At 53.4% G+C, this 23,720-nt stretch carries 23 protein-coding genes; 13 read left to right on the top strand and 10 right to left on the bottom strand.

Annotation, left to right across the window (positions count from 1 at the left end):
- Positions 1-21 precede the first annotated feature (21 nt).
- Together RIC29_14630 and RIC29_14625 are read left to right on the top strand one after the other, a co-directional pair.
- Complete coding sequence (locus RIC29_14630) at positions 22-2,001, top strand: DUF3604 domain-containing protein (GenBank protein MEQ8736159.1); 1,980 nt, start codon at positions 22-24, stop codon at positions 1,999-2,001.
- Positions 1,998-2,516, top strand: a complete 519-nt coding sequence (locus RIC29_14625) for a hypothetical protein (GenBank protein ID MEQ8736158.1) — start codon at positions 1,998-2,000, stop codon at positions 2,514-2,516. Before RIC29_14630 ends, RIC29_14625 begins: the two co-directional genes overlap by 4 nt.
- A 16-nt stretch (positions 2,517-2,532) precedes the next feature.
- On the opposite strand, the gene RIC29_14620 is transcribed toward RIC29_14625, so the two are convergent.
- A complete protein-coding gene (locus RIC29_14620; GenBank protein ID MEQ8736157.1) occupies positions 2,533-3,801 on the bottom strand; it encodes a dipeptidase in 1,269 nt (422 codons plus the stop codon).
- Between the two features lie 209 nt (positions 3,802-4,010).
- On the opposite strand from RIC29_14620, the gene RIC29_14615 reads away from it, so the two are divergent.
- From RIC29_14615 to RIC29_14600, 4 genes are all read left to right on the top strand, one after another.
- On the top strand, positions 4,011-5,105 hold the full coding sequence (locus RIC29_14615) for a class I SAM-dependent methyltransferase (protein MEQ8736156.1): 1,095 nt from the start codon (positions 4,011-4,013) through the stop codon (positions 5,103-5,105).
- A 38-nt stretch (positions 5,106-5,143) separates the two neighbouring features.
- Complete coding sequence (locus RIC29_14610; GenBank protein ID MEQ8736155.1) at positions 5,144-5,494, top strand: hypothetical protein; 351 nt, start codon at positions 5,144-5,146, stop codon at positions 5,492-5,494.
- Between the two features lie 101 nt (positions 5,495-5,595).
- Entirely contained in the window at positions 5,596-6,681 is a 1,086-nt protein-coding gene (locus RIC29_14605; protein MEQ8736154.1) for a class I SAM-dependent methyltransferase, read from the top strand.
- A gap of 19 nt (positions 6,682-6,700) precedes the next feature.
- Complete coding sequence (locus RIC29_14600) at positions 6,701-7,456, top strand: NADPH-dependent F420 reductase (protein MEQ8736153.1); 756 nt, start codon at positions 6,701-6,703, stop codon at positions 7,454-7,456.
- Between the two features lie 14 nt (positions 7,457-7,470).
- Here the strand turns inward: RIC29_14600 and RIC29_14595 are convergent, their stop codons facing one another.
- Genes RIC29_14595 through RIC29_14580 form a run of 4 tightly spaced genes read right to left on the bottom strand, consistent with a single transcriptional unit; the run spans position 7,471 to position 11,550 of the window.
- Complete coding sequence (locus RIC29_14595) at positions 7,471-8,535, bottom strand: SDR family oxidoreductase (protein MEQ8736152.1); 1,065 nt, start codon at positions 8,533-8,535, stop codon at positions 7,471-7,473.
- Positions 8,536-8,575: 40 nt separating this feature from the next.
- Positions 8,576-9,967, bottom strand: coding sequence for an NAD(P)(+) transhydrogenase (Re/Si-specific) subunit beta (locus RIC29_14590; protein MEQ8736151.1), 1,392 nt, complete (start codon positions 9,965-9,967; stop codon positions 8,576-8,578).
- A gap of 9 nt (positions 9,968-9,976) precedes the next feature.
- Positions 9,977-10,390, bottom strand: a complete 414-nt coding sequence (locus RIC29_14585) for an NAD(P) transhydrogenase subunit alpha (GenBank protein MEQ8736150.1) — start codon at positions 10,388-10,390, stop codon at positions 9,977-9,979.
- Complete coding sequence (locus RIC29_14580) at positions 10,390-11,550, bottom strand: Re/Si-specific NAD(P)(+) transhydrogenase subunit alpha (GenBank protein ID MEQ8736149.1); 1,161 nt, start codon at positions 11,548-11,550, stop codon at positions 10,390-10,392. Before RIC29_14580 ends, RIC29_14585 begins: the two co-directional genes overlap by 1 nt.
- 226 nt (positions 11,551-11,776) lie before the next feature.
- Between RIC29_14580 and RIC29_14575 the strand changes: the two genes are divergently transcribed.
- The 4 genes from RIC29_14575 (at position 11,777) to RIC29_14560 (ending at position 14,297) form a co-directional block, all read left to right on the top strand.
- Positions 11,777-12,655 carry a DUF3108 domain-containing protein gene (locus RIC29_14575; protein ID MEQ8736148.1) on the top strand — a complete coding sequence of 293 codons (879 nt, stop codon included), beginning with the start codon at positions 11,777-11,779 and terminating at the stop codon, positions 12,653-12,655.
- A gap of 152 nt (positions 12,656-12,807) precedes the next feature.
- Positions 12,808-13,341, top strand: a complete 534-nt coding sequence (locus RIC29_14570) for a hypothetical protein (protein MEQ8736147.1) — start codon at positions 12,808-12,810, stop codon at positions 13,339-13,341.
- A gap of 23 nt (positions 13,342-13,364) precedes the next feature.
- Positions 13,365-13,940 (top strand): hypothetical protein, encoded by a 576-nt coding sequence (locus RIC29_14565; GenBank protein ID MEQ8736146.1) that lies wholly within the window; start codon positions 13,365-13,367, stop codon positions 13,938-13,940.
- Between the two features lie 153 nt (positions 13,941-14,093).
- Positions 14,094-14,297 (top strand): hypothetical protein, encoded by a 204-nt coding sequence (locus tag RIC29_14560; protein MEQ8736145.1) that lies wholly within the window; start codon positions 14,094-14,096, stop codon positions 14,295-14,297.
- Positions 14,298-14,331: 34 nt separating this feature from the next.
- Here RIC29_14560 and RIC29_14555 read toward each other — a convergent pair whose 3' ends face one another.
- The 3 genes from RIC29_14555 to RIC29_14545 form a co-directional block, all read right to left on the bottom strand.
- Positions 14,332-15,237, bottom strand: coding sequence for a DUF1838 family protein (locus tag RIC29_14555; GenBank protein MEQ8736144.1), 906 nt, complete (start codon positions 15,235-15,237; stop codon positions 14,332-14,334).
- Between the two features lie 61 nt (positions 15,238-15,298).
- The gene (locus RIC29_14550) at positions 15,299-16,687 is read right to left on the bottom strand and encodes an AarF/UbiB family protein (protein ID MEQ8736143.1); all 1,389 of its coding nucleotides are present in this window, start codon (positions 16,685-16,687) and stop codon (positions 15,299-15,301) included.
- A 6-nt stretch (positions 16,688-16,693) separates the two neighbouring features.
- A complete protein-coding gene (locus RIC29_14545; GenBank protein ID MEQ8736142.1) occupies positions 16,694-18,496 on the bottom strand; it encodes a M3 family oligoendopeptidase in 1,803 nt (600 codons plus the stop codon).
- A 168-nt stretch (positions 18,497-18,664) separates the two neighbouring features.
- On the opposite strand from RIC29_14545, the gene RIC29_14540 reads away from it, so the two are divergent.
- Entirely contained in the window at positions 18,665-20,470 is a 1,806-nt protein-coding gene (locus RIC29_14540; GenBank protein MEQ8736141.1) for an AMP-dependent synthetase/ligase, read from the top strand.
- Position 20,471: 1 nt separating this feature from the next.
- On the opposite strand, the gene RIC29_14535 is transcribed toward RIC29_14540, so the two are convergent.
- Together RIC29_14535 and RIC29_14530 are read right to left on the bottom strand one after the other, a co-directional pair.
- Positions 20,472-21,302, bottom strand: coding sequence for an ion transporter (locus RIC29_14535; GenBank protein ID MEQ8736140.1), 831 nt, complete (start codon positions 21,300-21,302; stop codon positions 20,472-20,474).
- An 85-nt stretch (positions 21,303-21,387) separates the two neighbouring features.
- Positions 21,388-21,633: a DUF2312 domain-containing protein gene (locus tag RIC29_14530; GenBank protein ID MEQ8736139.1), complete on the bottom strand. Its 246-nt coding sequence runs from the start codon at positions 21,631-21,633 to the stop codon at positions 21,388-21,390.
- A gap of 245 nt (positions 21,634-21,878) precedes the next feature.
- On the opposite strand from RIC29_14530, the gene RIC29_14525 reads away from it, so the two are divergent.
- Together RIC29_14525 and RIC29_14520 are read left to right on the top strand one after the other, a co-directional pair.
- Entirely contained in the window at positions 21,879-22,964 is a 1,086-nt protein-coding gene (locus tag RIC29_14525; protein ID MEQ8736138.1) for a response regulator, read from the top strand.
- A 395-nt stretch (positions 22,965-23,359) separates the two neighbouring features.
- Positions 23,360-23,719 (top strand): hypothetical protein, encoded by a 360-nt coding sequence (locus tag RIC29_14520; protein ID MEQ8736137.1) that lies wholly within the window; start codon positions 23,360-23,362, stop codon positions 23,717-23,719.
- Position 23,720: the final 1 nt, after the last annotated feature.

The following is a 23,720-nucleotide window of genomic DNA, read 5'->3' as shown; positions in this document are numbered from 1 at the left end:
GTTATATCGGGGAGAAAGCTTATGCCTCTCAAACGCGCAATCTCGTTGGCTCTACTTTTCATGGTTTCTGGGTGCGCGACGCACAACGATGTGTCTGAGGTTAAGTCCGGTAGTGAACCTTTAGTAAGGTACACCGAGCAGAGACAGGTATGCGAAGACCGTAACGCCAATCGAAATGCTTACTTTGGCGACCTCCATATCCACACAGGCTTCTCCTACGATGCCCGTCCCTTTGGCACTGAGATAACGCCCGCTGATGCGTATCGCTTTGCAAAAGGGGGGCCCATAGCTACGCCACCTTACAACGAGGATGGTAAGCCGACAGGTGTGCTTACACTAAAACGGCCCTTGGATTTTGCCGCCGTTACAGATCATTCAGAATTCTTTGGGGAACTCGCCCTATGCTCTGACCCGACCAGTGACGTATACGACACCAGAACGTGCTGGTTGCTCCGGCAAGGAGAAGGGCGAGGATTGGTTCCGTTCTTTCCTATGGTCATATCGCAAAAACCAGAACGGTTAGAGGAAATTTGCGGTCCCGGCGGCACCGCTTGTGACGAGGCTTCAATCTCGCTCTGGCAAGCTACGCAAGACATGGCAGAAGCCGCCTATGACCGGTCATCAGCCTGTGAATTTACAAGCTTTGTGGCCTATGAACACACGGGCACCCCGAATTCAAACAACTACCACCGCAATGTTATCTTTCGCAATGAGCAGGTGCCGGAGCGGGCGATTTCTTACATTGAAACACCGAAAGATCATGAACTTTGGGCTGAGTTGAACGCACAATGCGTAGACGGCATTGCAGGCTGTGAGGTTCTGGCCATTCCTCATAACTCCAACATAAGCTCTGGCGAGATGTTTCCGTCTTATGCTGGGGCTTTTGAGTCACAAGCAGACGCACGCGCCAGGGCACAACTTCGCAATATCATGGAACCGGTTATGGAAGTGTTCCAGCACAAAGGCAGTTCTGAGTGCTTTAACGGGTTACCCGATATTTTAGGAGAACCCGATGAGCTCTGTAACATCGAACAAGCGCGATCGGTCGGGGAACGCCTTGACCCTCGAGGTGATGTTAAAGTTGTTGAGTTTTGCGAAGAGGGAGAAGTGGGACAAAGAGGCTTTATCAGCCTGGGGTGTGTTTCAAAAAATGAGTTTTATCGCAGTGTTCTGCTCACCGGCCTTCAAGACGAAGCCGTGATTGGTTTGAATTCCTATAAATTTGGTGTGATCGCCTCGACGGACACCCATATCGGATTAGCAGGCTATACCGACGAACAGACCTGGATTGGACACCTGGTTGAGGAGACAGAGTTACAAAAGCGCTTGATGAATTTTCATACTTCGCCACGCAGCCTGACTGCGAATCCTGGTGGGTTAGCAGGGGTTTGGGCTGTTGAAAACGGTCGCGATGCTATTTTCGAATCCTTGCAACGGCGCGAAGTGTTCGGGACCACCGGCACCCGCATTAAACCGAGATTATTTGGCGGTTGGACGTTCTCTGCAGACTCATGCAGCCAAGACAACCCAGCCGCACACGGCTATGCGAACGGGACGCCAATGGGCGGCGACCTTGAGCAACGCCCAGGCAACGCCAAACCCACCTTTATGGTCAGTGCCGAGGGCGACCCAGAGTCGGCACACCTTCAGAAACTGCAGGTGATCAAAGGCTGGGTCGATGGTCAGGGACAGTCACATTATAAAGTTTTTGATGTGGCAGGTGCAGAGAACGAGACCGGTGACATTGATTTACAAACAGGCGAATGGAGCGGTACCGGTTCGCCCTCTCTCTGCACTGTTTTTGAAGATGAAACGTTCAACCCCAGTGAGCCATCTTACTACTATCTCAGAGCCGTTGAAGTGCCGACGCTCCGCTGGAGTTGGGCACAATGCGTTGCGTTGCCAGAAAGCGAACGCCCGCAGGAGTGTCAAAATGATGCGCCAAAGACAACTCAGGAATTAGCCTGGACATCACCCATTTGGTACCTCCCCGCAAAATGAGAGATGTGAGTTCGTGGAAGCGTTTTCTAGGCGTTTTTGCGATTGCTCTTTTCTGTCAAATCCCTTCGGTTCTTGCAGACGGGTTTGAGGTTGCCTTTTTTACGCTTGAGCATAACCGCGCGAACGGTGTTCTTGAAATTGTACACCGGCTGTATCAAGCGGATGTCGAGATCGCCCTCAGCGAACTTGAAGGGCACGCTGTGGTGATCGAGGGCGCGCCCTCAAATGAAGTGTTGATTCAAAGCTATATCGACGCGCGGTTTAGTTTAAGCACTCCAGCGGGCGAGACCCTCAACACACACTGGCAAGGAATGGAGTTAAACGCAGGCACTCTATTTGTCCGCCAACACGTCACCCTCCCCCAAAACTTTGAAAGCCTGGTCATTCGCAATGCCATACTGATCGACACCCACGACAAGCAGGTCAACATGATGCATGCGAACATTTGGGATCAGTATTTCAGGCGCGATTTCATGGCCGGTGGTGTCGTGCAGCGGCTAAATCTCGCGGAATAGCGAAGACTCCGTTCGCTTACTGAGGTGAAAGACGAGCGGCGATTTCTTCTGCTTCGCGCATCACACGTAAAAAGTTACTGCCCATAATCTTTTTAATATCTTCGTCGCTATATCCCCGTCGCACCAACTCCAACGTGACGTTACCCACTTCACTGACGTCATTCCAACCGTCTATACCGCCACCATGTTCAAAGTCAGACGAAATGCCAACATGGTCGATGCCCATGAATTTGACCGCATAATCAATATGATCGACGTACTGGCTGACCGTGGGCATCGGAAGTGACAAAACGACACTGCCATAGTCCTTGAGAAACGTGCCAATTTGATCTGATGGCAGATCTGCCGCGGTCATCTCTGGTGTCAGACCATACCGTTCCCGCACAACCGCAATCCCGGCTTGAAGATCATCATAGGTATCGAGGATGAAACTCCGGAAGGCGACAATCTGAATCACCCCACCCGTATCCGTGATGGCCTGTAGCCCCGCATCGGTGATGTTGCGGGCTGTCGGCACCAAACCATAAACAGACGAATGACTGGCGATGATGGGGGCTTGAGAGACCGCTGCCGCTTGCAACAGCGCGTCCGCACTGATTTGGCTAACATCCACCAAAATCCCACGGCGATTCATTTCAGCGATGAGGTCGACTCCAAGGGCGGACAATCCGCCATGTTCTATCGGGCCATCGCCATTGGGCGCAGAGAGACGCGCTGAGTCTGAAATTTGATTATGTCCCACATGGGTGAAGCCGATGTAAACCACGCCAGCGTCATCATAGAGATCAAGTTCTTCCAGGTTTGGCCCGAGCACGCTGGCGTTAACAATCCCGATCATCGCGGCGCGCTTGCCCGCGGCGACAATCCGCTCAACATCCTCTGCCGTTTTGGCAATTTCCACGCGGTCGGGGTTTTCTGCGGCCATACGTTGAATCGCCGCGAGCTTTTTACGACCGCCTTCAAAGCTTTTGGCGTAACCCTCGGGCGTGCGCAATTCCTGAGGGACATAGACGACAAAAACAGCGGCATCCATGCCACCGCGTTCCATCTTTGGGAGTGTGAATTGCCAGTCTTGATCTAGGGCCGGATCCTTGGACGGATCGGCATATAGATCAAAACGCACATCGATTTCACTGTCTATGACAATAATCTCGTCATGGAGTCGTGCTGCACGTTGTTCCAGGCTTTGGTTGACGGACGCGCCTGAACACCCCGCTACCAGAAGCGCTGTCATAACGATGACGGACCGCCGCTGAAGAGAGCGTGTAAGAGATATCTTGAACATTGTGCACCTTGGGTTGAGGGACATTGGGTTGAATGACATCAGGTCGAATTGCAGTCCCCAAATCATAAACAGGTATAATGCTGTCCGCATAGCGGAGATCGTATTTGACATATATCACGGACAGACCACACAAACCCCCTCAGACTGCATCGCAACTTTGGGGCGGCTATGGTGGCGCCCTTTTAGGTCAGACCCTTTCAGGAGGTTGTATGCAGTCCATGCTTGGTCATAACCTTACAAATCGCGGCACGCGCGGCCGCACCCCTGCTTTGTCGTCCCGCTCTGATGAAGCTTTGCTCGACTACATTTCAGACATGCGGAACGGGCTCATGCATGGACAACACAAACGTGTGGAAGACATGAGCGCCAAAGCCCTTAAGGAGGCTGGCCTAACTGAAAACCTTTGGCCAAATAAAGTCGATGATATGCGCACCCTGATGACCGGCGTGCCCGAAGTTGCCACCTGGCTCCGGGTCAAACGCAGTCTGCAAGAAGCCTATTGGCAAACCATCACGGACTCCTACGGTCAACGGCAAGACGACTTTCTCCATATGCTTGAGGTGTCGGACAGCGAAGGCCCCGGATCAGTCAAATGGGATCCAGACTTTCAGTATCCAGAATACGCCACGGTCGACATCCATATTCAGCCCGGCGGCTACGTCGAAGACCCCCTGTGTGGTTTGCACTATGACTACGGGACCAAGGTGTTCTTTGGGGGCGTCAACGATGGTGATGCCCTCCATGCGAAAATGGCGGGCAAGACGTCCATTCCCAAAGATGAAAAAGTTGAACGCATCATGGATATTGGATGCGCCATCGGCCAGTTCACCTGCGCCCTCAAGAACAGATTCCCTGACGCTGAAGTCTGGGGCACGGATATTGGTGCGCCGATGGTGCGTTACGCACATTACCGGGCTGCACAGCAGAACCTGGATGTGCACTTTGCCCAGATGGCCTGTGAGAACATCGAGTTTAAAGACAATAGCTTTGATCTGATCACAGCGCATCTGCTGTTCCATGAGCTGCCGCTGCCGATTATCAAACGCACGCTGTCTGAGGCGTTCCGTGTCTTACGTCCCGGCGGCACCTTTGTACTGTGGGACTTCCCAAGCGAAGCCGCAGACGACGGCAGATTTTCGGGCTTCATGCGTTACATGGATGCTGCTGATAACGGTGAACCCTATTCCTGCGAGTTCGTCTCTTGCGACGTGGAACGCCTTATCTCAGACGCAGGATTCACATTGCGCTACGACGCCCTAGAAGACATCGCCCGCCATGGCCGGGTCTGTGACAAACCCCAATAGGACCACGCGCAGGAGAAAAGAGAGGAGGAGATAGAGATATGCTAGATCAAACACAGCTTGACTATGTGAAAGACCTGCCAGGTTTTGAACGCGGCCATCCCCACTACTTTAAGGATCCGATGATTGATCATCTGCTGGAAATCGTCATGCTCATTGGTGGTGAACTCTGGGTGGAGCGTGACCGGCGCATGATTACCGAACATCTCATGGAAACCGAAGGTCACGTGACCGCTGAGATGATTGAGCAGTTTGTGCCTGACGACGACATGGCGGCAAAACTGAAAGCCTCACGAAACGTCTTCACAAAACGGGTTTTTGGGTGCCTTTACGATAACGACACGACCACAAACGCCGAGGACTTTTTCAACGTGATTGGAAAAGACGGCTAAGCTCCAACCTGAGTTTGGACTTCTCTTCAGCCCTCTCCTTGCTGTCTGGCTCGGAGGGGGCTAAATTTATGGGGAACGCGAAATCATAAGAGAGGCCCAAAATGACTCGCTCAAACTACTTCGTCGACCGTGGCATGAATGGCAATACGCCCGCCCTGCCCTCACGGGCTGATGAGAGCTTTGTCGATTATGTCTGCGAAGCCCGCAACGTCTTACTGCATGCCCGCTGGAAACAGATGGGGGATATCGGCAATCAGAAGCTGAAAGAGCATGGTGTTGAAATCGAGCACACGCGGGATGGCGTAGAACAAGCGCGCGCTGTGATCGCTGGAGAGGTGGAACTGGCCAGTTTCATGCGCCTGAAGCGCAGTTACCAGGAAATGTACAAGGATCGCATTATCGATTCCATGAACACCCAGCGCGACGACTGGTTGCGCAAACTTGAGGACGCCGAGAAAGCTGGCCCAGGCTCTTTGGTCTATGACGCAGATTTCGATATGCCGGACTATGCCAAGGTGCAAATTCATATTCAGCCCAAGGGCTATGTGGGTGATGATCTTGCTGGCTTGTTTTATGACTGTGGCACGCAAATTTTCTTCGGTGGCGGTAACGCGGGCGATGCCTGGCACCGCGAACTGGCGGAACGCACAACCTTACCCGAAGACGGCAAAGTCGACCGTATTCTTGAAATCGGCTGCTCGGTCGGGCAAATGGCCTGTGAACTGAAAAAACGGCTCCCGGATGCAGAGGTCTGGGCGACAGACATCTCAGCGCCGATGGTGCGCTATGGCCACTGGCGCGCCGTTCAACAAAACGTCGATGTCCATTTTGCCCAAATGGCGTCTGAAGCGCTGGAGTTTCCTGACAATCATTTTGACCTGGTGGCGGCGCATATTCTGTTCCATGAAATTCCGCGGCCGGTGATTGAAAAAACGCTTGCCGAAGCCTTCCGCGTTTTGCGTCCGGGCGGCACCTTTGTGTTGTGGGACTTTGCCAGTGCCACAGCAGAAAAGTCCGGTTACGGCGGTATTCTTGGGCTGATGGACTCGGCCGACAACGGCGAGCCGTATGCCCCAGGTTTCGTGACCATGGGCGTCGAGAAAACCATTGAAGACGCCGGTTTTGTGATCCGCTCCATTGGCGGCACCAAAACCCTTCACGACCGGGTGTGCGACAAACCCGCTTAGTTCCCAAGGAGTCAAATTTATGTCCCTTCACCGTACTGTGAGCGCCGCCTTTGCTGTTGCACTGATCTTCACAACCGTCCCCGCCTTTGCAGAGGTTGTGGCTGTGATTGGCACAGGGCGCATGGGTGGTGCCATCGGGCCCCGCTTTGCCGAGACGGGGCATACCGTGATTTATGGCACACGCGATCCCGCATCTGAAAAGATCGCCGCTCTGCTCGACACCACTGGTGAGAATGCCAGCGCCAAAACCCAGAATGAAGCCATCGCCGCGTCCGATATCGTCGTTCTGGCCCTGCCCTGGAGTGCAACAGAGCGTTTGATCAAAGCCAACAAGGATAGTCTTGATGGCAAGATCATCATGGACATTACCAATGCCACGTTGAAGGCCCTGCAACCAAATCAGGAAGGCGCTATCGACAGTTCCGCCGGTGCCCTGATTCAAGAATGGGCTCCAACAGCCAAAGTGGTTAAAGCCTTCAATACGGTCGGCTACCACATTGTTGCTGATCCGGCCCATGCCAAGGGGCCTGTGACGGTTCCGTTGGTCGGCAATGATGAGGACGCGAAGGAAAGCGTCGCCAGAATTGTGCAGGCCATGGGCTTTGAAACCATGATCCTCGGCGGCATTGAGCAAGCGCATGTGCTGGAAGGCATGGCCAACCTGTACTTCGTACCCTATGGCACGGGCCGGTTTGACGAAGCGTTTGAATATTATTTCCGCAAAGGCACAGCACCCGCTGGCATTGGTTCAAGCCAGGTCCGTGGCGCTGACTAAACCGCTCGAACCAATCAACTTTGCTCAGTGGTATCCGTTGACGGCTCAACATAGGGCTGGGTCAGCTCTTCTGACACCTGCCAAAGCCGCTGGGCCATCTCGGCGTTTTCCATATGGAATCCAGCGACGACAGGGTTGCAGTCCTCAAAATAATAGCCGCTGACGTCTGACAGGGCCGGTGCCGTCGCCACATAGGTTTGTGTGGCGGCGCCCGCTTCGACCGGTTTCATAAAGGTCCAGCCCATCACAGCGGCCGCAAACCTGACGTACCAGGGGTAATGACGCCCCAGGTTGGTATTGATGACGCCAGGATGGATGGAATTCGAAGTTGTGGTCGTGCCTTCAAGACGGCGGGCCAGTTCCAGCGAAAACAAACCATTGGCCAATTTGGAATGCCCGTAGGCTTCGTTGGGCCCGTATTCCCCCCAGGTTCCATCAAGGTTATCAAACTGTATGCCGCCTTCCGGCGCCCAGCGGTATCCCATGGAACTGACGGTGACAAAGCGGCCTTGCGGCGCCGCCTTGACCTGCTCCATCAACCGGTTGGCCAGGATAAAGTGGCCCAAGTGATTGATCACAAAATGGCGTTCCAAGCCGTTGACCTGCTGTAACTCAGGAAGGGCCATCACGCCGGCGTTGAGGATGAGCATATCGATGGGGGTTCCGGTCGCGCCAATCACATCCGCACAGCTGGCCATGGTCTCAAATTGTTCAAGGTCTCCAGCGAAAGGTGTGGCTTTGCCATTGATGGAGTTACAGGCTTCGGTCGCCTTCTCCATGCTCCGCGCAATGCCAAACACATGCGCCCCGCGCTCGGTGAGCACCCGCATGGTTTCGTAGCCAAGGCCAGAGTTGCAGCCGGTGATCACCGCCGTCTTACCGGTCAGATCTAAGCCTGCAGTAACCTCTTCGGCCGTGGACTCTTCCCCGAAGCTACTAAGCGGAACGCCCTCGGGACGAATGATCGGAGCTTCTTCTTCACTGCCGCCACAGGCAGACAAAGCACCTGCCGCGGCCAATGCTGTTGTGCCTGTAAGAACATGACGTCGGGAAAGACCAGTGGGCGTTTCTTGCGTCATATCAGGTGTCCTTTTCAGTCACAAAATCAGAGAACGTTCTCTAGAGCGACTGCACTATTTTTTCTGTCACTTCCTTGGCATCACCAAACAGCATCATGGTGTTGTCGCGGAAGAAAAGTTCATTGGCGACACCTGCATACCCCGCAGACATACCGCGCTTCACAAACAGAACAGTCTTAGCCTTCTCAACATCCAAAATCGGCATGCCATAAATGGCACTTTGCGGATCTGTCTTCGCTGCGGGATTTGTCACGTCGTTCGCGCCAATCACGTAAACAACATCCGCCGTCGAAAACTCATTGTTGATTTCTTCAAGTTCGAAGACCTCATCGTAAGGTACATTAGCTTCAGCCAAGAGTACGTTCATATGACCTGGCATGCGTCCGGCCACTGGGTGGATTGCGTATTTTACTTCGACGCCTTCGGCTTTCAGCTTATCAGCCATTTCCCGCAAAGCATGTTGGGCCTGAGCCACGGCCATACCATAGCCTGGTACGATGATAACTTTAGACGCATTGCCCATAATAAAGGCCGCATCTTCACCGGCCCCGGACTTCACCGGACGGTCGGATGCCCCGCCAGCTGGCCCAGCAGCATTACTGTCACCGCCGAAGCCACCAAGCACCACGTTGACAATGGAGCGATTCATTCCCTTACACATGATGTACGACAGAATTGCCCCTGAGGAACCGACCAACGCGCCGACAATAATCAACAGCGAGTTGCCAAGCGTGAAGCCGATCCCGGCGGCCGCCCACCCGGAGTAGGAGTTCAGCATGGAGACGACGACAGGCATATCTGCGCCACCGATGGGCAGAATAAGCAAGAAGCCTAGGGCAAAACTTACTAGCGCGATCATCAGGAACAACGATACGCTTTCGGTCGAGCAGAACCAGATCACGAGTCCAACAAGCACAAGGCCCAGCATCGCGTTCAGCTTGTGCTGGCCCGCGAATACGAGCGGATTACCAGACATCAGCCCCTGCAACTTGGCAAAAGCGATCAGTGAGCCGGTAAACGTGATGGCGCCGATGGACAAGCCGAGCGACATCTCGACCAGACTGCCCGCTTTAATGGTGCCAACCGAGCCGATGCCATAGGATTCTGGTGACAATAATGCGGCAAAAGACACCAAAACCGCGGCCAGACCTACGAGACTGTGGAACGCGGCGACCAACTGCGGCAATGAGGTCATCTCAATGCGTTTCGCGATAATGGTGCCGATCGAACCACCGATCACCAAGCCAACAACGATCCAGACGTACGCGGTGACCTCAGGAGAGATCAGCGTTGTCAGGATCGCAATGACCATGCCGATGATGCCGAAGGTGTTGCCGCGCCGCGCCGTTTCAGGCGATGATAATCCTCGGAGCGTGAGAATGAAGAATACGCCCGCAACCAAATAAGCGAGCAGTGTAGCGCCCTGTGCCATAACCGCCCCCTATCTTTCTTTTTTCTTGAACATCGAGAGCATGCGCTGCGTCACGATAAATCCGCCAAAGATGTTCACTGAGGCCAGAATGACGGCGAAAAAGCCAAGCACCTTAGAGGTTGTAAAGGTATCAGGGCCGGCAGCAATCAAAGCGCCAACAATAATCACAGACGATACGGCGTTGGTGACCCCCATCAGCGGTGAGTGAAGCGCGGGTGTCACGCTCCAGACAACATAGAAGCCGACGAACACGGCCAGAACAAAGATCGTGACGAGATACCAAAACTCGTTACCGCCAGCCGTTGCTTGAGCCTGCATGGCTAGCTCACCGGCTTTGGCAGCCAGCACTTCGGCATTTTGAGCGAGGGTCTCAGCCTGTTCGGCGAGTCCTCTTGCGGTATCGGGGACTGCTTGGGTCTGCATTATTTTGCTCCTTCACCGGTCAAACGGGGATGAACAACCGCGCCATCCTTGGTCACCAGCGTACCTGTTACGACTTCATCTTCCCAATCAATGGTCAAAGCACCAGTGTCTTTGTTGATCATAGGGGAAAGGAAATTAAATAAGTTGCGCGAATATAACGCGCTGGCGTCGCGCGCCAGCCGCGCGGGCATGTTTGCGTGGCCAATGATTGTGACGCCGTTATCGGTGGTCACAACTTCATCGAGCCTTGATCCTTCAACGTTGCCACCCGACTCAACAGCTAAATCAACAATGACCGAACCTGATTTCATGGCGGCGACCATATCGGCTGTCACCAACGTGGGTGCCGGACGTCCTGGGATTAATGCTGTTGTGACGATGATATCGGCTTTAACGACTTCTGCGCGCACAGCTTCAGCCTGCTTCTTTTTAAAGTCGTCGCTCATTTCCTTGGCATAACCGCCTTCGGTCTCTGCCGCCTTCATGGCCTCTTCATCGACAACGATAAACTTTCCGCCCAGGCTTTCGACTTGTTCTTTCGCGGCATAACGTACGTCTGTGGCCAACACCACGGCCCCCATGCGCTTTGCCGTGGCAATGGCCTGCAGGCCCGCGACGCCAGCGCCAAAAATCAGCACGCGTGCCGGAGCGATGGTGCCCGCAGCGGTCATCATCATGGGTAGCGCGCGGCCAAATGTGGCGGCGGCATCAATCACGGCCTTATAGCCAGACAAGTTTGACTGAGAAGACAGAATATCCATGGATTGCGCCCGGGTGATGCGCGGCATCAGTTCCATGGCGAACGACGTAACCTTCTGTTTGGCCAACGCATCAACTGAGTCTTTTGCGGTTAACGCCTGCAATGCGGAAACGAGGATCGTATTTTCTGGCAACCCAGAGACTTCATCGGTTCCTTCGGCGGCGGTCATCGGACGCGCAACTTTAAAGATCACATCCGCACCCTTGGTGGCGTCGGCGACAGAGTTGGCAATGGTCGCGCCGGCGTCTTTGAAGGCATCGTCGGAGATATGTGACGCTATACCTGCGCCAGTCTCGATTGTTATGTCGCAGCCCAGACCGATGAATTTTTTTACGGTCTCCGGGGTTGCGGATACACGCATCTCACCAGGTCGTTGTTCTTTAAGTACTGCGATTTTCATGATGCCTCATAAACTCAAGAGTAAGTCTAACGCTTGATATGCCCTATCTCCCCCCCATTGTGAAGGGATGTTGCGAGGTCCATAATAGGCTGGCGCAATCGGATCAACCCCTGAGAAATGGCCATTGCCGAATGTTTCTTGGCTGGACGGGCATTAACTCATTAGGAAAATCCAATACAGAGCATGTCCCGTATAGAGCAAAAGACCAAAAATTTTTAAGGGTGATATGAAGCGATTTCTCTCAGTCTTTTCCGTTCTTTTTGCTTTCAGCAGTGCTGCAGTATCCGCCGATATTCCGCCACAATCTGAACGCCTGGCCTATAATCTTAAGATTGGCGGGCTTCATGTGGCCGATTTTTTGGCTGAATTTGATGAAAATTCAAACGGATACCGCACATCTTTAACCATGGAGACTCGCGGCATGGCCCGCTGGTTTCAGGATTTCCGTGCTGAAGTAAGCGGTAACGGCACCTTTATCCTCGAAACGGGGCAAGGACCAACTCCTGTTCCCGGGCAGTTTGACCGCGCCTGGGCGGCCGAAGAAATTTCCTCCACTCTCACCATTGCGTATGACCCTTTGACGAGATTAGCGCAAAGCAATGAGCGCACCTTTAACCCGTTGACGGGTGAAGACATATCTCTTGAAGACATGGAGTGGAATCGCAACCGCGAGTTGCCGCCTCCGGTTCCAAATGATCTGCGCACTGGCGTGTTCGACCCAATGGCGGCCTTTATCGCGGCCCGCAGTCAGATTTTTCACAAGCGCGAGCGTTCTTTCCGGGTGCCTATTTATGATGGTCGGCGCCGATATGATTTAGTCGGAAGTGTCGAAGCGCCCCGCATGTTTTGGATCGGTGGCCAGGATGTGGAACTGATCCCTGTAACAGCCGGCATTGAGCCGGTTTTCGGTTTTGACCGTGAGCGCACGGAAACCATGCAGGAGAGCGGCGGCAGACTTCTGTTTAGTACGGATGACCGCTTCATTCCGGTGCAGGTCATTCTTGAAGGCCGCACCTTAAGCAGTGTGATGAACTTAACGGCGGATTGCCGTGTCGATACGGAAACCTGCGCCCAGATTGCGGACGCCGCAACGCCGGAAGAGTAAAACGGAACATTCTGAGCAGAGCCTCATAACAAACCGGTATGCGAGATAACCAATAACCTACTATTCGTCATGCTGCTTCTGCTTTTTAATAACCCGGTTGTCAGTCCTTCCGTCTCAATCTTCACGAGAGCATACGCCCAGGAGTTCCTCTGATGCTGATCCCTGACCCAACCGCGTCTGCATTGCTGATGGAGAACCTCATGTTCTTCGTTATCGCATCGGTCATTCTGATGGTGGGCATCAAGCGCTATCCTAACGCACGCCCCTTTCCAGGCCCCGTTACACCTTGGCCAGCGTGGTTCAAGGTCTGGTTCAAAGTGATCTGGCTCGTCGGCTTCCTGCTCCCGATCATCGCCCTGGTCGGCTGGGGCTTGATCGCGGGAGAAACAATTACCCTTCTTGCGCTTGGCCCCTACTTCGTGCTGTTTTTTCTGCAAATTGGCTCTGAGCAATATATCTGGAAAAAGCATCAAAGTCCGATTTGGGTGATTGTTCCCTGCCTATATTTACCCTGGCGCGTGTGGCAATGTGTGCGTGGTCTTGAAACTATCGAACCACGCGCCGATTTGGTCTTTGTTGAATACACCCTGTGGGCTCTACTCATTTTGTGGATCATCAATGTCGGCGTCCACTACACCGGCATTCCAGCCTCAATGCGTTGGAATGAACCACGGGCGACCTCTTAAGCGCCCCCACCGAAAGGCGCGTCATGGCAGAACGATTTCCAGAAGGCTCTACGGCCTACACCAAAGATGGCCGCGCCTATACCGTGGATGAAGTCGCGGATGGGACAGTCTACTGTAGTTTGCCGAATGGCACCGAAACCGACTTTCCAGAAACAGCGCTTTTGAATGAACAAGAATGGGGCGCGCGATCGGGCGGACAGGACGATGTGATATATGGCCGCATTAAGCGAGCCAAAGAATATGCTGCACCGGAGCCGAAACTTAACCCGCGAGACGCTGAAAAAGTTCTGCAGCGTGCCGACAAAATACGCGCCGGTCTGCTAGATTTTGCGGCCTATACCATTGGGGTCTGGTGCTTGAAGGACGCTGGCCAGAGTGATCAGGCAGATAGCCTGTCTATCATCAAATGCCGTGCCGTTTTTGAATCCCATTCCCCTGAAGTTCGGGCCTCAGCCTTGGCTAAGTTTCTTGGCGCCAAACCCAATGTGTTGGTCAGCATGGCCGAACTCGGAGACAATCTGGTGCGGGCCATGATTGATCAAGGCATGGCCGGGCATGAAGCCGCTTATGAAGAATTTTGTGACCGGCCCAGGCGTTAGCTTCCAGTTTGCGGCAGATATGGTGATACGGCAGAGTATATGAGCCAATATCTGGAGTCGAAAAACTGTCACTTGAACGGCGTTTGATCTTCGCACACGCTCACTTTCAAAGGGATATGACCAGAGCGGTCTGATACGTTGAGGGGGTATCACATGAGTACCATTGCCCGCGATCGCGCCAAGATATTTGCTAAGTTTTATGTGTCTCGATATGGCAAAGAGGCTGTCAAACAGGCAACACTGCGCATTGCAGGTTTAGGTATCATCCCATCCAAGACTGACCGCCTGATGTGGCGCGACGTGATGGCAGAAATTAAAACTCAGACCCCAGACGACTTTCCAGCCCTGGGGCGCTGACACCTCCACCAGACAGACGTCCGCTCAAGCGCTGTTAAGAGTGACGCTCCATCATATACTCTCTGAAATCTTCACGCGGTTCCGTCCAGTTATCTGTATCAAAGATTTCCGGGGTCTGATCTTCCAGCGACTTCCGGTAGGCCGTTGGAATTTCATCCAGGCTGTTAATTTTTGCGCCATAGGCCCGGCCCCATGTGCGGCCCGGATGCCCCCCAAGGCCCCACCACGGATGCCAACTGACCAAGTTCTGAAACTGAATATGAGACGGAATACTGGTCAGGTTGCGATTGGTGACGTCTTTAAGACTTCCAAAAAAGACGTAATGGGAATCCCACCAGAAGGTGTCCCCAGCTGATTCTTTTGGAAACTTCTCCGGACTCATTGGATTGGGGAATGAAAATGCGGAGGCCGACGGCACCATCACCGTGTCACCGAACACCTGAACCTGAAGGGGCACGGGCTTCAACGTTGCCATCTCCCCTGTGACAACCCCATCAGGGCCGATCTCAACTGACAAGGGCCCACCAATGAAACGCCAGGGTTCTCTTTTTTCACCCGTAATTGGGTTTTCCCAAACTTCCAAAACCTCGTCTGAGTCAAACTTGGTATACACGCCAGCTTCAAACACCGTGGCCGCCTGGTTGCCGTTGGGCAGCGGCCGCCATTTACCCACATTCAGATTGCTCATCGTGGCAAAGGGAATGAGATTGCCCGAATGGGTGTAGCCATACAGGTGCAAACGGAAGAAGGAATAGATTGTTTCCTCGCCCGACGACCCCTTCATGGCGGATTGAATGCGCACCCGCTCGGCGGGGTCTTCCCAATTCAACTCAGCCGGTACGGAGGAGGCCAGGCTGGGCATGGCCGGTGTGGCCGCAGCGGCAGCGCTGGCGGCAAACAAGAAGGTATCGCGACGGCTGAAGGTTGGTATCTTGGTCATAGCGCATTCCCCAATTAATGAGCCTGGAGCCTAGCTGACTGGGACAGGGCCGCAAGGGGAATTAAGCGCCGGGTTCCAGCCAGTGAACAAGGCCGGTTTGTTTGAGGACCTTTTTCTGGCGCTTCGCCAGAACTTTGGCGTCGAACTCAGCGATTGTGTCATGAAACAACCGATGCCAGTTGACCTCTGCGCCTAAGCGCAAAAAGACCGATCCAAGGCCAATAGCGGCGCGATCCATCAGCACAAACTCTCTCGGGGGTTTAACGCCCCCCAGCCGCTTCAATTCCGCATGGACTTCCATGGCGACTTCCCGGCCAAAGTCGGTGGCGTTGGTCTCTTCGATCAGGCGCGGTCGGTCTTCTAGCAGCGGCGCATAGATAAACGAGGCCCACCGGCTGAGAGCGTCGATCACTTCATCATCCAATCCGACGAACCCCCACGTCTCGTAGGCATGGACAGCAAGATCGCGATCGCCAGATTCCACCGCGCGGTACAAGTCGATTACGCCACTGATAAATTCAGGACGAAAGACGCGGATGCACCCGAAGTCCATCAGGTTGACGGTAAGGTCGTCGCGGATAGAGTAGTTGCCAAGATGCGGGTCGCCGTGAATGACCCCATAATTATAAAGCGGCACATACCAGGCCCGGAACATATTCATGGCAATCTGATTACGGTCTTCCAGACTCAGATCTTCGAGATCGGCGATGCTTGTGCCCTGCTCCCAGCTCATGGTCAGCAACCGGCCAGTCGAGAGGTCGTTATAGACATCGGGCACGCGTACGCCGTCCACCCCCTTCAACATGATTTGATAGAGTTCTAAATTGCGGGCTTCATTTTCGTAATCGAGTTCTTCGCGCAGACGCGCGGATAACTCGGCATGAATCTCAGACGGATCAATGGCGGGGTCATACTGGCGGTACAGTTTAAAGATCAGACTCAATTGTTTGAGGTCCGCCTCTACAACCGACGACATATCCGGGTACTGAAGTTTGCAGGCCAGCTTATCTCCCTCAAGGGACTCTGCCTGATGGACCTGGCCCAATGAGGCCGCCGCGATGGCCTCTTTGCTAAAACTCTTGAATTGGCCATGCCAGTCCGCACCCAGTTCCGCTGTCATGCGGCGCTTCACAAAAGGCCAGCCCATGTGTGGCGCATTGGCCTGCAACTGCGCCAGTTCTCGTGCATATTCCTTGGGCAGAGCATCTGGAATGGTCGATAAAATTTGTGCGACCTTCATCAACGGACCTTTGAGTCCGCCCAAGGCCGCGCGCAAATCTCCTGCCCCTTTTCCGGGATCCGATTTTAGTCCCAGATAGCGCTGTCCGGCCAGACGTGCTGCAAACCCACCAACCGCGCCACTGACTTTTGCGTAACGCTTGACGCGCCCAGTGAGACTGTTGTCTTCGCTTGAACTCTTGTGGCTTTTGGTCGTTTTCTCTTTTGCCATGTGGCGTCAGGCGACCTCTTCAAGTTCGTCAATGAGTCCGGTGAGTGTTTCCATGCCGCGCGCCCAAAACACAGGGTCGCTGGCATCCAAGCCAAAGGGCGCTAAGAGTTCTTTGTGACGCTTGGTGCCGCCAGCCTTGAGCATCTCGATGTATTTATCTTCGAAATCAGGCACTGATTTTTCAGTGTAAACTTTGTACAGCGAATTGACCAGGCAATCGCCAAAGGCATAGGCGTAGACGTAAAATGGCACATGGATAAAGTGACTGATGTAGGTCCAATAGTATTTGTACTCTTCGTCAAAAATGAACGCCGGTCCCAAGCTGTCTGACTGCACCTTCAGCCAAATCTCACACATCCGATCAAGTGAAATTTCACCGTCGCGGCGTTCATCGTGAATTTGGGTTTCAAACTGGTGGAACGCAATTTGCCGCACAACGGTGTTCAGCATGTCTTCCACTTTGCCAGCCAGCAATGCGCGGCGTTGCTCGGGCCGATCTTCTTTGTCCAACAGCGAGCGGAAGGTCAGCATCTCGCCGAACACCGACGCCGTCTCAGCCAGCGTGAGTGGGGTATCGCACAACAACGTGCCCTGCGCGCCGGCCAGCACTTGGTGAACCCCGTGACCCAGCTCATGCGCCAGGGTCATCACATCCCGCGAACTGCCAAGATAATTCACAAGGAGATAAGGATGCACGGACGGGACCGTGGGATGCGCAAACGCTCCTGACGCTTTGCCAGGGGATGCGGGGGCATCAATCCAGCCGTTCTCAAAAAACGGCGCGGCGGGTTCCGCCAGGCGCGGAGAAAACCGACTGTAAGCCTCTAGCACAGTGGTTTTGGCCTCATCCCATTTGATGATCCGGCTTTCGGCGCTGGGCAGCGGTGCATTGCGATCCCAATAGTCCAGCTTATCCTTGCCGAACCATTTGGCTTTCATGCTGTAGTAGCGATGAGATGTGGTTTGATAAGAGTCCTTAGAGGCCGAGACCAATGCCTCGACCACTTCGTCTTCAACGAGGTTTGCCAAGTTACGGGAAGAGACCGGCTTGGCATACTTACGCCAGCCGTCTTCAATGGATTTGTCCTTCGCCAGCACATTCGTGATGTAGGCAAACTGCGACGCTTTCTCACCCAAGGCTTTCCCGACCCCTTTTGCCGCAGCACGCCGGCGCTCGGGTTTCGAATCAGATAGAGTATTTAATGCCTCTGTCAGCGTGACGGTTTCGCCATTGACGTCGCAGCGGATCGCCGCCTCGGTTTGATCGAATAATCGCGTCCAGGCCCCCCGACCACTGACATACTTTTCATGTAACAGGCGCTCTAAGTCGTCACTCAACTCATGATCTTTATAAACACGCAGGTCACGCAACCATGGCTTATACTTTGCCGCGGAGGGGTCAGTGAGCTTGGCGTCAAGAACGTCTTCTTCAAGGCGGTTGATGGCCAGGGTGAAAAAGAGTGTCTTACTGGACAGGGTGGTCATACGATCAACGGTATTCTGGTAGAAGCGACCGCGCTCGGAGTCTTCGACATTTTGACTGTGATAGAGTTGCGCGAAAGAGCCGATACGGCCCAGCAGTTCGCTGATCGCTTCATAAGCTGCGATGGCCGCGCCAAAGGCCGCACTGTCCAACCCGGACACTTTATCCGTGTAGGCCGCCACAAAATCGTCAATCTGGCGCTCGGCCTCCTTAAAGGCGGCCTTAAGGTCTGCGCCGTCCGGACTTGAATACAGATCTGTGAGGTTCCATGTGGGGAGTTCCCCGAAGTCCTTTTTTGGCCTTGGGGCAAGTGTGCTGTCGTTCATGAGTGCTCCTTAAGCGGCAATCTGTTGTGCCGTTGATATGTTGAGACATATAGGCGCAAGTGAGCGATTCTCCAACAGTCGCAATTATTTGCACTGCTGGTTGGCATATGGAGCAGGACCGTCGTAAACTTCACCCGTCACTGGGGGTGACCGGGATTTATTAAGGGGATGACTGTGGTCGAACGGGCGATCGATGCGCGCGAGGTGCGCAATCTTCCTGAACTGTTTTTTGACCAAGCCAAACGGTTTGGCGGCGACCCCTTTGTTTGGGGAAAACGCGATGGCGTTTACACGCCGATGACCTGGCGCGAAACCGCAGATGACGTTATCGCCCTGGCCAATGGCCTTATAGAGAGTATGGGTGTCAAGCTTGGTGAGCGCGTTATTATCGTTGGGGAAAACCGGCCGGAATGGCTGATCGCCGATGTTGCCATTAAATCCATAGGCGCTATTTCGGTCCCCACTTACACCACCAACACATCGGTCAATCACCTCCACATTATTAATGATTCAGGGGCGCGGGTGGCGATTGTATCGACGCCAACACTGGCCGCACCTCTCATTGCTGCAGCGGCAGAAGCGGATCACAAACTGCGCGTTATCGTTATCGACGATGCGGAGTCTGTGATTCATTCAGAGATTGAAACCAAAGCCTGGGCCGACATTCTGGACGCAGGACGAGGTAAAGGCGTTCCCGCGCATGTGGCTAAGGCTAAACGCGACGACATGTGCAGCATTATTTACACCTCTGGCACTGGCGGCCTTCCCAAAGGCGTGATGCTGACCCACGGCGGGATTCTTTGTAACTGCGACGGCGCAACCCTGATTCTGGAAGACCTCGGATTAGGGCAAGAAGTTTTTCTATCGTTCCTCCCCCTCTCCCACGCCTACGAGCATGTGGGTGGGATTTACTTTCCCATCTGTTTGGGCGCACAGATTTATTATGCCGACCGCGTAGACGCCCTCATCAACGATATGGCTGAGGTTCGCCCGACCATCATGACGGCTGTCCCCCGGTTGTATGAGACCATGCGCAACCGCATCAATCAGGGTCTAAAATCACAAAGTGAATTCCGCAAAAAACTGTTTGCCAAGACCGTTGAACTGGGCAGCAAACGGTATGAAAATCCTGAAAGTCTGACACTGTGGGATAAACTACTCGATCGGGTGTGCGAGCGATTGGTGCGTCAAAAAGTACGCCAGCGGTTTGGCGGACGCCTCAAGGCTTTGGTCTCTGGTGGTGCCCCCTTGAACTATGAAGTTGGCTTATTCTTTACAGCCCTGGGCATCCGTATCCTGCAAGGGTTTGGGCAAACGGAATCTTCACCTGTCGCAACCGCAAACCCACCAAACAAAATTAAACTGCATGCCGTAGGACCGCCCCTGCGCGGTGTTGAGATGAAGATTGCAGACGACGGCGAAGTCCTCATCAAAGGCGAATTGGTCATGCTTGGCTATTGGAATGATCCGGACGCCACGATCGCGGCACTCAGCGAAGATGGTTGGTTGCATACTGGTGACATCGGGCATTTTGATGAAGACGGCTACCTTGTCATTACGGATCGTAAGAAAGATATTATCGTCAACTCAGGCGGCGACAACATCTCACCTCAGCGCGTTGAGGGTATTCTCGCGCTGGAAGAAGAGATTGAGCAGGTTATGGTGTTCGGTGATAAGCGGCCTTACCTGACAGCCGTCATCGTGCCCGATCCCGACTGGTGCAAGAAGTGGAGCAACGCCAACGATAAGCCTGAAGATTTAGAAACCCTGTGTGGCGATGCAGATTTTAAAACGGCTGTTGGTGAAGCGGTGACGCGCTCTAACAGCGATATGCCGGTGATTGAAAAGGTCAGAAAATTCATCATCGCACCACACCCGTTTACAGTTGAGAATGGCCAAATGACACCAACCCTTAAAGTCCGGCGGCACGCTATTCTGCGTGAATTCCGCGAAGACCTGGAAGCGTTATATTAAGCTAAGGTTTTGAGGTCGACGGCGCACCAGAGCTGAGTGTTTTCACTTCAGCCCTGAGCGCCTTTACTTCTTGTAAAATCTCAACAAGCTCAGCGTTGTGCGGGTTGGTTGGCACGCCGCTCAACTCAGCTTCTTCTCTCACTTCGTCATCATGGATGGTGTTCATTGCATCGACGATAATCCCGATGAATAAGTTCAAGACAGCAAAGCTTGTGATAATGATAAACGGCACGAAAAACAGCCACGCGTAGGGATAGACTTCCATCACGGGACGCACGATGCCCATGGACCAACTTTCAAGGGTCATGATCTGGAATAAGGTGTACATGGAAGCCCCGATGCTGCCGAACCAGAGCTCAAAAGCGTCTCCAAACAGCTTTGTTGCAAGGACAGAGCCGACATAAAACAACAGCAGAATAATCGCCATCACCGACAGCAAACCGGGCACAGCATGGAGGAGCGCCCCAACAACACGACGCAGCGCTGGGACAACAGATACTAATCGCAGAACACGTAAAATACGGAGCGCCCGCAGCACGGCAAGAGGTCCACTTGCTGGCATCAACGCGATGCCAACAATACAGAAGTCAAAAACATTCCAGCCGCTGCGAAAGAAACCAGCACCACGATAGGCCAGCTTCGCCGAAATTTCGAAAACGAACACGGCCAGCACTGCGGCGTCAAACGTCAACAACGCATCGCCAGCAAAAGCCATGATCGTATCAGACGTTTCAAGACCGAGCGTAATGCCGTTAAGCACGATGAGCACTGTGACGAACCGCTGAAACGGCGTGTCCTCAACCCAGTGGCCGACACGCTGACGCAACGTCATTGCTTGCTCCTAGCTGCAAAGTGATCTTTGCAAGCAAATAATGATGGGAATGACATAGCCCAAGGGCTAAGCCGCATTTTTTTACTTAAGCCTCGCCGAGCGCTCTGAGGTAAGTCTCAAGTAATGCTTCCTGCTCTTGGCGATCCGAAGCATCGAGTTTTCTAAGGGCGATGACCTTGCGCATCGTTTTGGTGTCAAACCCAGATGACTTGGCCTCTGCATAAACTTCGCGCGTATCAGCGGTCAGATTTTTCTTTTCCTCCTCGAGCCGTTCGATCCTTTCAATAAAGGATTTCAAACGGTCAGCAGCCAAACCACCGGTATCAGACATTATTGCGCGCTCCTGTATGCTTTGATGGGATTCTCTGACCCCTCTAGCGCGAGGCTATAGCAGGTTGGCACGGTCGAAATATAGAAATAAAGATAGGGACAGCGGCAATTTTTCTGCTTTAAGTCTCAAGCGTTTTTGGGCAAAAGGCTGTATGTACGTTTCAAGAGTTTCTAATGTAGAAGCTTATGCTAGTGCCTAAAACGCATTGGCGGGGGAAAGAGCCAATAAGATGAGTGACGCACGGGATGGTTGACGCGCCACGCCTTGGACAAGACCAGATCAAAATCCTCCTTGTTGATGATAATGTTTTTATTCGAAACCTTATTTCCCAGTGTCTAAGCATGATGGGCTTTCGCGGCATACGCGGATGTTCCAGCGGCCTCGAGGCTATTGAGCAAATCAAAGCCGCAAGCAGTCCAGAAAAGGGCTCAACGCAACAGAGCGGCGGGCCTTTCGACCTGATCGTTTCAGACCTTATTATGCCACAACTCAGTGGGCTTCAGTTGTTGCAGTGGATCAGGACAAACAAAGACAGCCCAAACCGTTTTATGCCCTTCATTATGATCTCCGGCGCAGCAGACCAGCAGAATGTACACGCGGCCCGCGATGGAGGATCATCGGAATTCGTGGCAAAACCGTTTTCTATCGGATCTGTCTTTAGCCGCATTCAGGCTGTCATTGACCGGCCACGCCAATTTGTCGCAACCCGGAACTACTTTGGCCCGGATCGCAGACGGGTGAAAATAAAAATCCCTGAAAACGGACCCAAAGACCGGCGGCGTCCCAACGAAAACCACGCAACCATTGTCTATTCTGCCAAAGAGGTGAAACGCAAAAAGGATGCGACAGATACCTACTTCTTCAAGTTGCCCAATATTCTGAAGCAGAAAATGGGCCTGGAGAACGCCCGTGTTCCCTTTGAGATGCCAACGGACGTTCTGGCAGAAGCGGAGGAGACCTTGGAGCGCGAGGCAGAAGGCTTTCTGGATTGGGCCAAATCTTATTTGGACGAGCTTTCTGAAAATGTCTCTAAAGCCAAGACAGAGGTGGCGAATCGTCAAAGCCATCTCGCAGAGGTAAATAGAATAGCCCACGAACTGAGAGGCCAAGGTGGAACGTTCGGTTATCCACTCATAACCCTGTTCGGAAAAAGCCTGTACGAAACGACGCAGTACCCCTGTCGCGAAGACGATGCGAACCTGGAAATCTGCCGCGCCCATATCGACACCTTGCGGGCTGTGATTCGTGAGAAAATTGAGGGTGATGGCGGCGCTATCGGCCGGCAATTGCTGACCTCATTGAACCAGGCCATCACAAAACATAGCCGCTAAGTGGTCATTTAGGAGACCCCCTTATCCTCATAAGGGTCTTTATGGGCTTGGCCTTGTTTATTAATGATTTCTCAAAAACACAGCAAAACTGCGGGCGTCCGTGAACCTGCTTGGCGTTTTGGGTGTCAAGCTCGAGTCAGGCTTGCGAAATATACCTGTTAGCCTTCTGAAAGGTGCTTTCCGCTGCTCCAGACCTACCGTAAAAGGTCTGCATCGCACTTGTGAGAGAAAACGCATGATATTTGATTTCGCAAGAATCACAGACCATATATCACCCTTAGGTGAGTGAGTTTTGCGAATGAACGAGTTTAGTAAGACAGGCTCAATGTATTGTTTTTTCGCCCCTCACCCAGACGGGTTCCGGGTCAGAAGAGATTTAACAAGGAGGCAATTTAATGGCCAACACGACCACGAGTAAGCTCAAGACAGACCGCCCGACCTATGCGTCGGACTTCATTCCATCGGATGTGGAACGCGCTGTGTTCCTCGGCAATCCGGTTCTCGACAACATGATGACCAGCCTGATCGCCCTGGGCGCTGAAGTATGGTCCAACCGCCGCCGGATGAAGGTTGTGGAAGCCCTGCTCGCCGAGAAAGGCGTGACCGCTGAAATGATCGAAACCTTTATGCCCACCGCCGAGCAAGAAGCGGAATGGCAGAAGGACCGTGATCGCTTTATCGATCTGACCTACTCACCGCTGCTGCGTGAAGGGGATCTGCCGGTGTCGGCCGCCTTCACCCGCGAAAACCGGTAAG

It is taken from the genome of Rhodospirillaceae bacterium, assembly GCA_040219235.1.
Taxonomy (GTDB): Bacteria; Pseudomonadota; Alphaproteobacteria; order Rhodospirillales; family Rhodospirillaceae; genus WLXB01.
This window is presented reverse-complemented; position numbering and strand designations above follow the sequence as displayed.

Bases quoted from the DNA above. Each gene is read 5' to 3' on its own strand.
- RIC29_14630 (MEQ8736159.1), top strand. From the start codon at position 22: ATGCCTCTCAAACGCGCAATCTCGTTGGCTCTACTTTTCATGGTTTCT.
- RIC29_14625 (MEQ8736158.1), top strand. From the start codon at position 1,998: ATGAGAGATGTGAGTTCGTGGAAGCGTTTTCTAGGCGTTTTTGCGATT.
- RIC29_14620 (MEQ8736157.1), bottom strand. From the start codon at position 3,801: ATGTTCAAGATATCTCTTACACGCTCTCTTCAGCGGCGGTCCGTCATC.
- RIC29_14615 (MEQ8736156.1), top strand. From the start codon at position 4,011: ATGCAGTCCATGCTTGGTCATAACCTTACAAATCGCGGCACGCGCGGC.
- RIC29_14610 (MEQ8736155.1), top strand. From the start codon at position 5,144: ATGCTAGATCAAACACAGCTTGACTATGTGAAAGACCTGCCAGGTTTT.
- RIC29_14605 (MEQ8736154.1), top strand. From the start codon at position 5,596: ATGACTCGCTCAAACTACTTCGTCGACCGTGGCATGAATGGCAATACG.
- RIC29_14600 (MEQ8736153.1), top strand. From the start codon at position 6,701: ATGTCCCTTCACCGTACTGTGAGCGCCGCCTTTGCTGTTGCACTGATC.
- RIC29_14595 (MEQ8736152.1), bottom strand. From the start codon at position 8,535: ATGACGCAAGAAACGCCCACTGGTCTTTCCCGACGTCATGTTCTTACA.
- RIC29_14590 (MEQ8736151.1), bottom strand. From the start codon at position 9,967: ATGGCACAGGGCGCTACACTGCTCGCTTATTTGGTTGCGGGCGTATTC.
- RIC29_14585 (MEQ8736150.1), bottom strand. From the start codon at position 10,390: ATGCAGACCCAAGCAGTCCCCGATACCGCAAGAGGACTCGCCGAACAG.
- RIC29_14580 (MEQ8736149.1), bottom strand. From the start codon at position 11,550: ATGAAAATCGCAGTACTTAAAGAACAACGACCTGGTGAGATGCGTGTA.
- RIC29_14575 (MEQ8736148.1), top strand. From the start codon at position 11,777: ATGAAGCGATTTCTCTCAGTCTTTTCCGTTCTTTTTGCTTTCAGCAGT.
- RIC29_14570 (MEQ8736147.1), top strand. From the start codon at position 12,808: ATGCTGATCCCTGACCCAACCGCGTCTGCATTGCTGATGGAGAACCTC.
- RIC29_14565 (MEQ8736146.1), top strand. From the start codon at position 13,365: ATGGCAGAACGATTTCCAGAAGGCTCTACGGCCTACACCAAAGATGGC.
- RIC29_14560 (MEQ8736145.1), top strand. From the start codon at position 14,094: ATGAGTACCATTGCCCGCGATCGCGCCAAGATATTTGCTAAGTTTTAT.
- RIC29_14555 (MEQ8736144.1), bottom strand. From the start codon at position 15,237: ATGACCAAGATACCAACCTTCAGCCGTCGCGATACCTTCTTGTTTGCC.
- RIC29_14550 (MEQ8736143.1), bottom strand. From the start codon at position 16,687: ATGGCAAAAGAGAAAACGACCAAAAGCCACAAGAGTTCAAGCGAAGAC.
- RIC29_14545 (MEQ8736142.1), bottom strand. From the start codon at position 18,496: ATGAACGACAGCACACTTGCCCCAAGGCCAAAAAAGGACTTCGGGGAA.
- RIC29_14540 (MEQ8736141.1), top strand. From the start codon at position 18,665: ATGACTGTGGTCGAACGGGCGATCGATGCGCGCGAGGTGCGCAATCTT.
- RIC29_14535 (MEQ8736140.1), bottom strand. From the start codon at position 21,302: ATGACGTTGCGTCAGCGTGTCGGCCACTGGGTTGAGGACACGCCGTTT.
- RIC29_14530 (MEQ8736139.1), bottom strand. From the start codon at position 21,633: ATGTCTGATACCGGTGGTTTGGCTGCTGACCGTTTGAAATCCTTTATT.
- RIC29_14525 (MEQ8736138.1), top strand. From the start codon at position 21,879: ATGGTTGACGCGCCACGCCTTGGACAAGACCAGATCAAAATCCTCCTT.
- RIC29_14520 (MEQ8736137.1), top strand. From the start codon at position 23,360: ATGGCCAACACGACCACGAGTAAGCTCAAGACAGACCGCCCGACCTAT.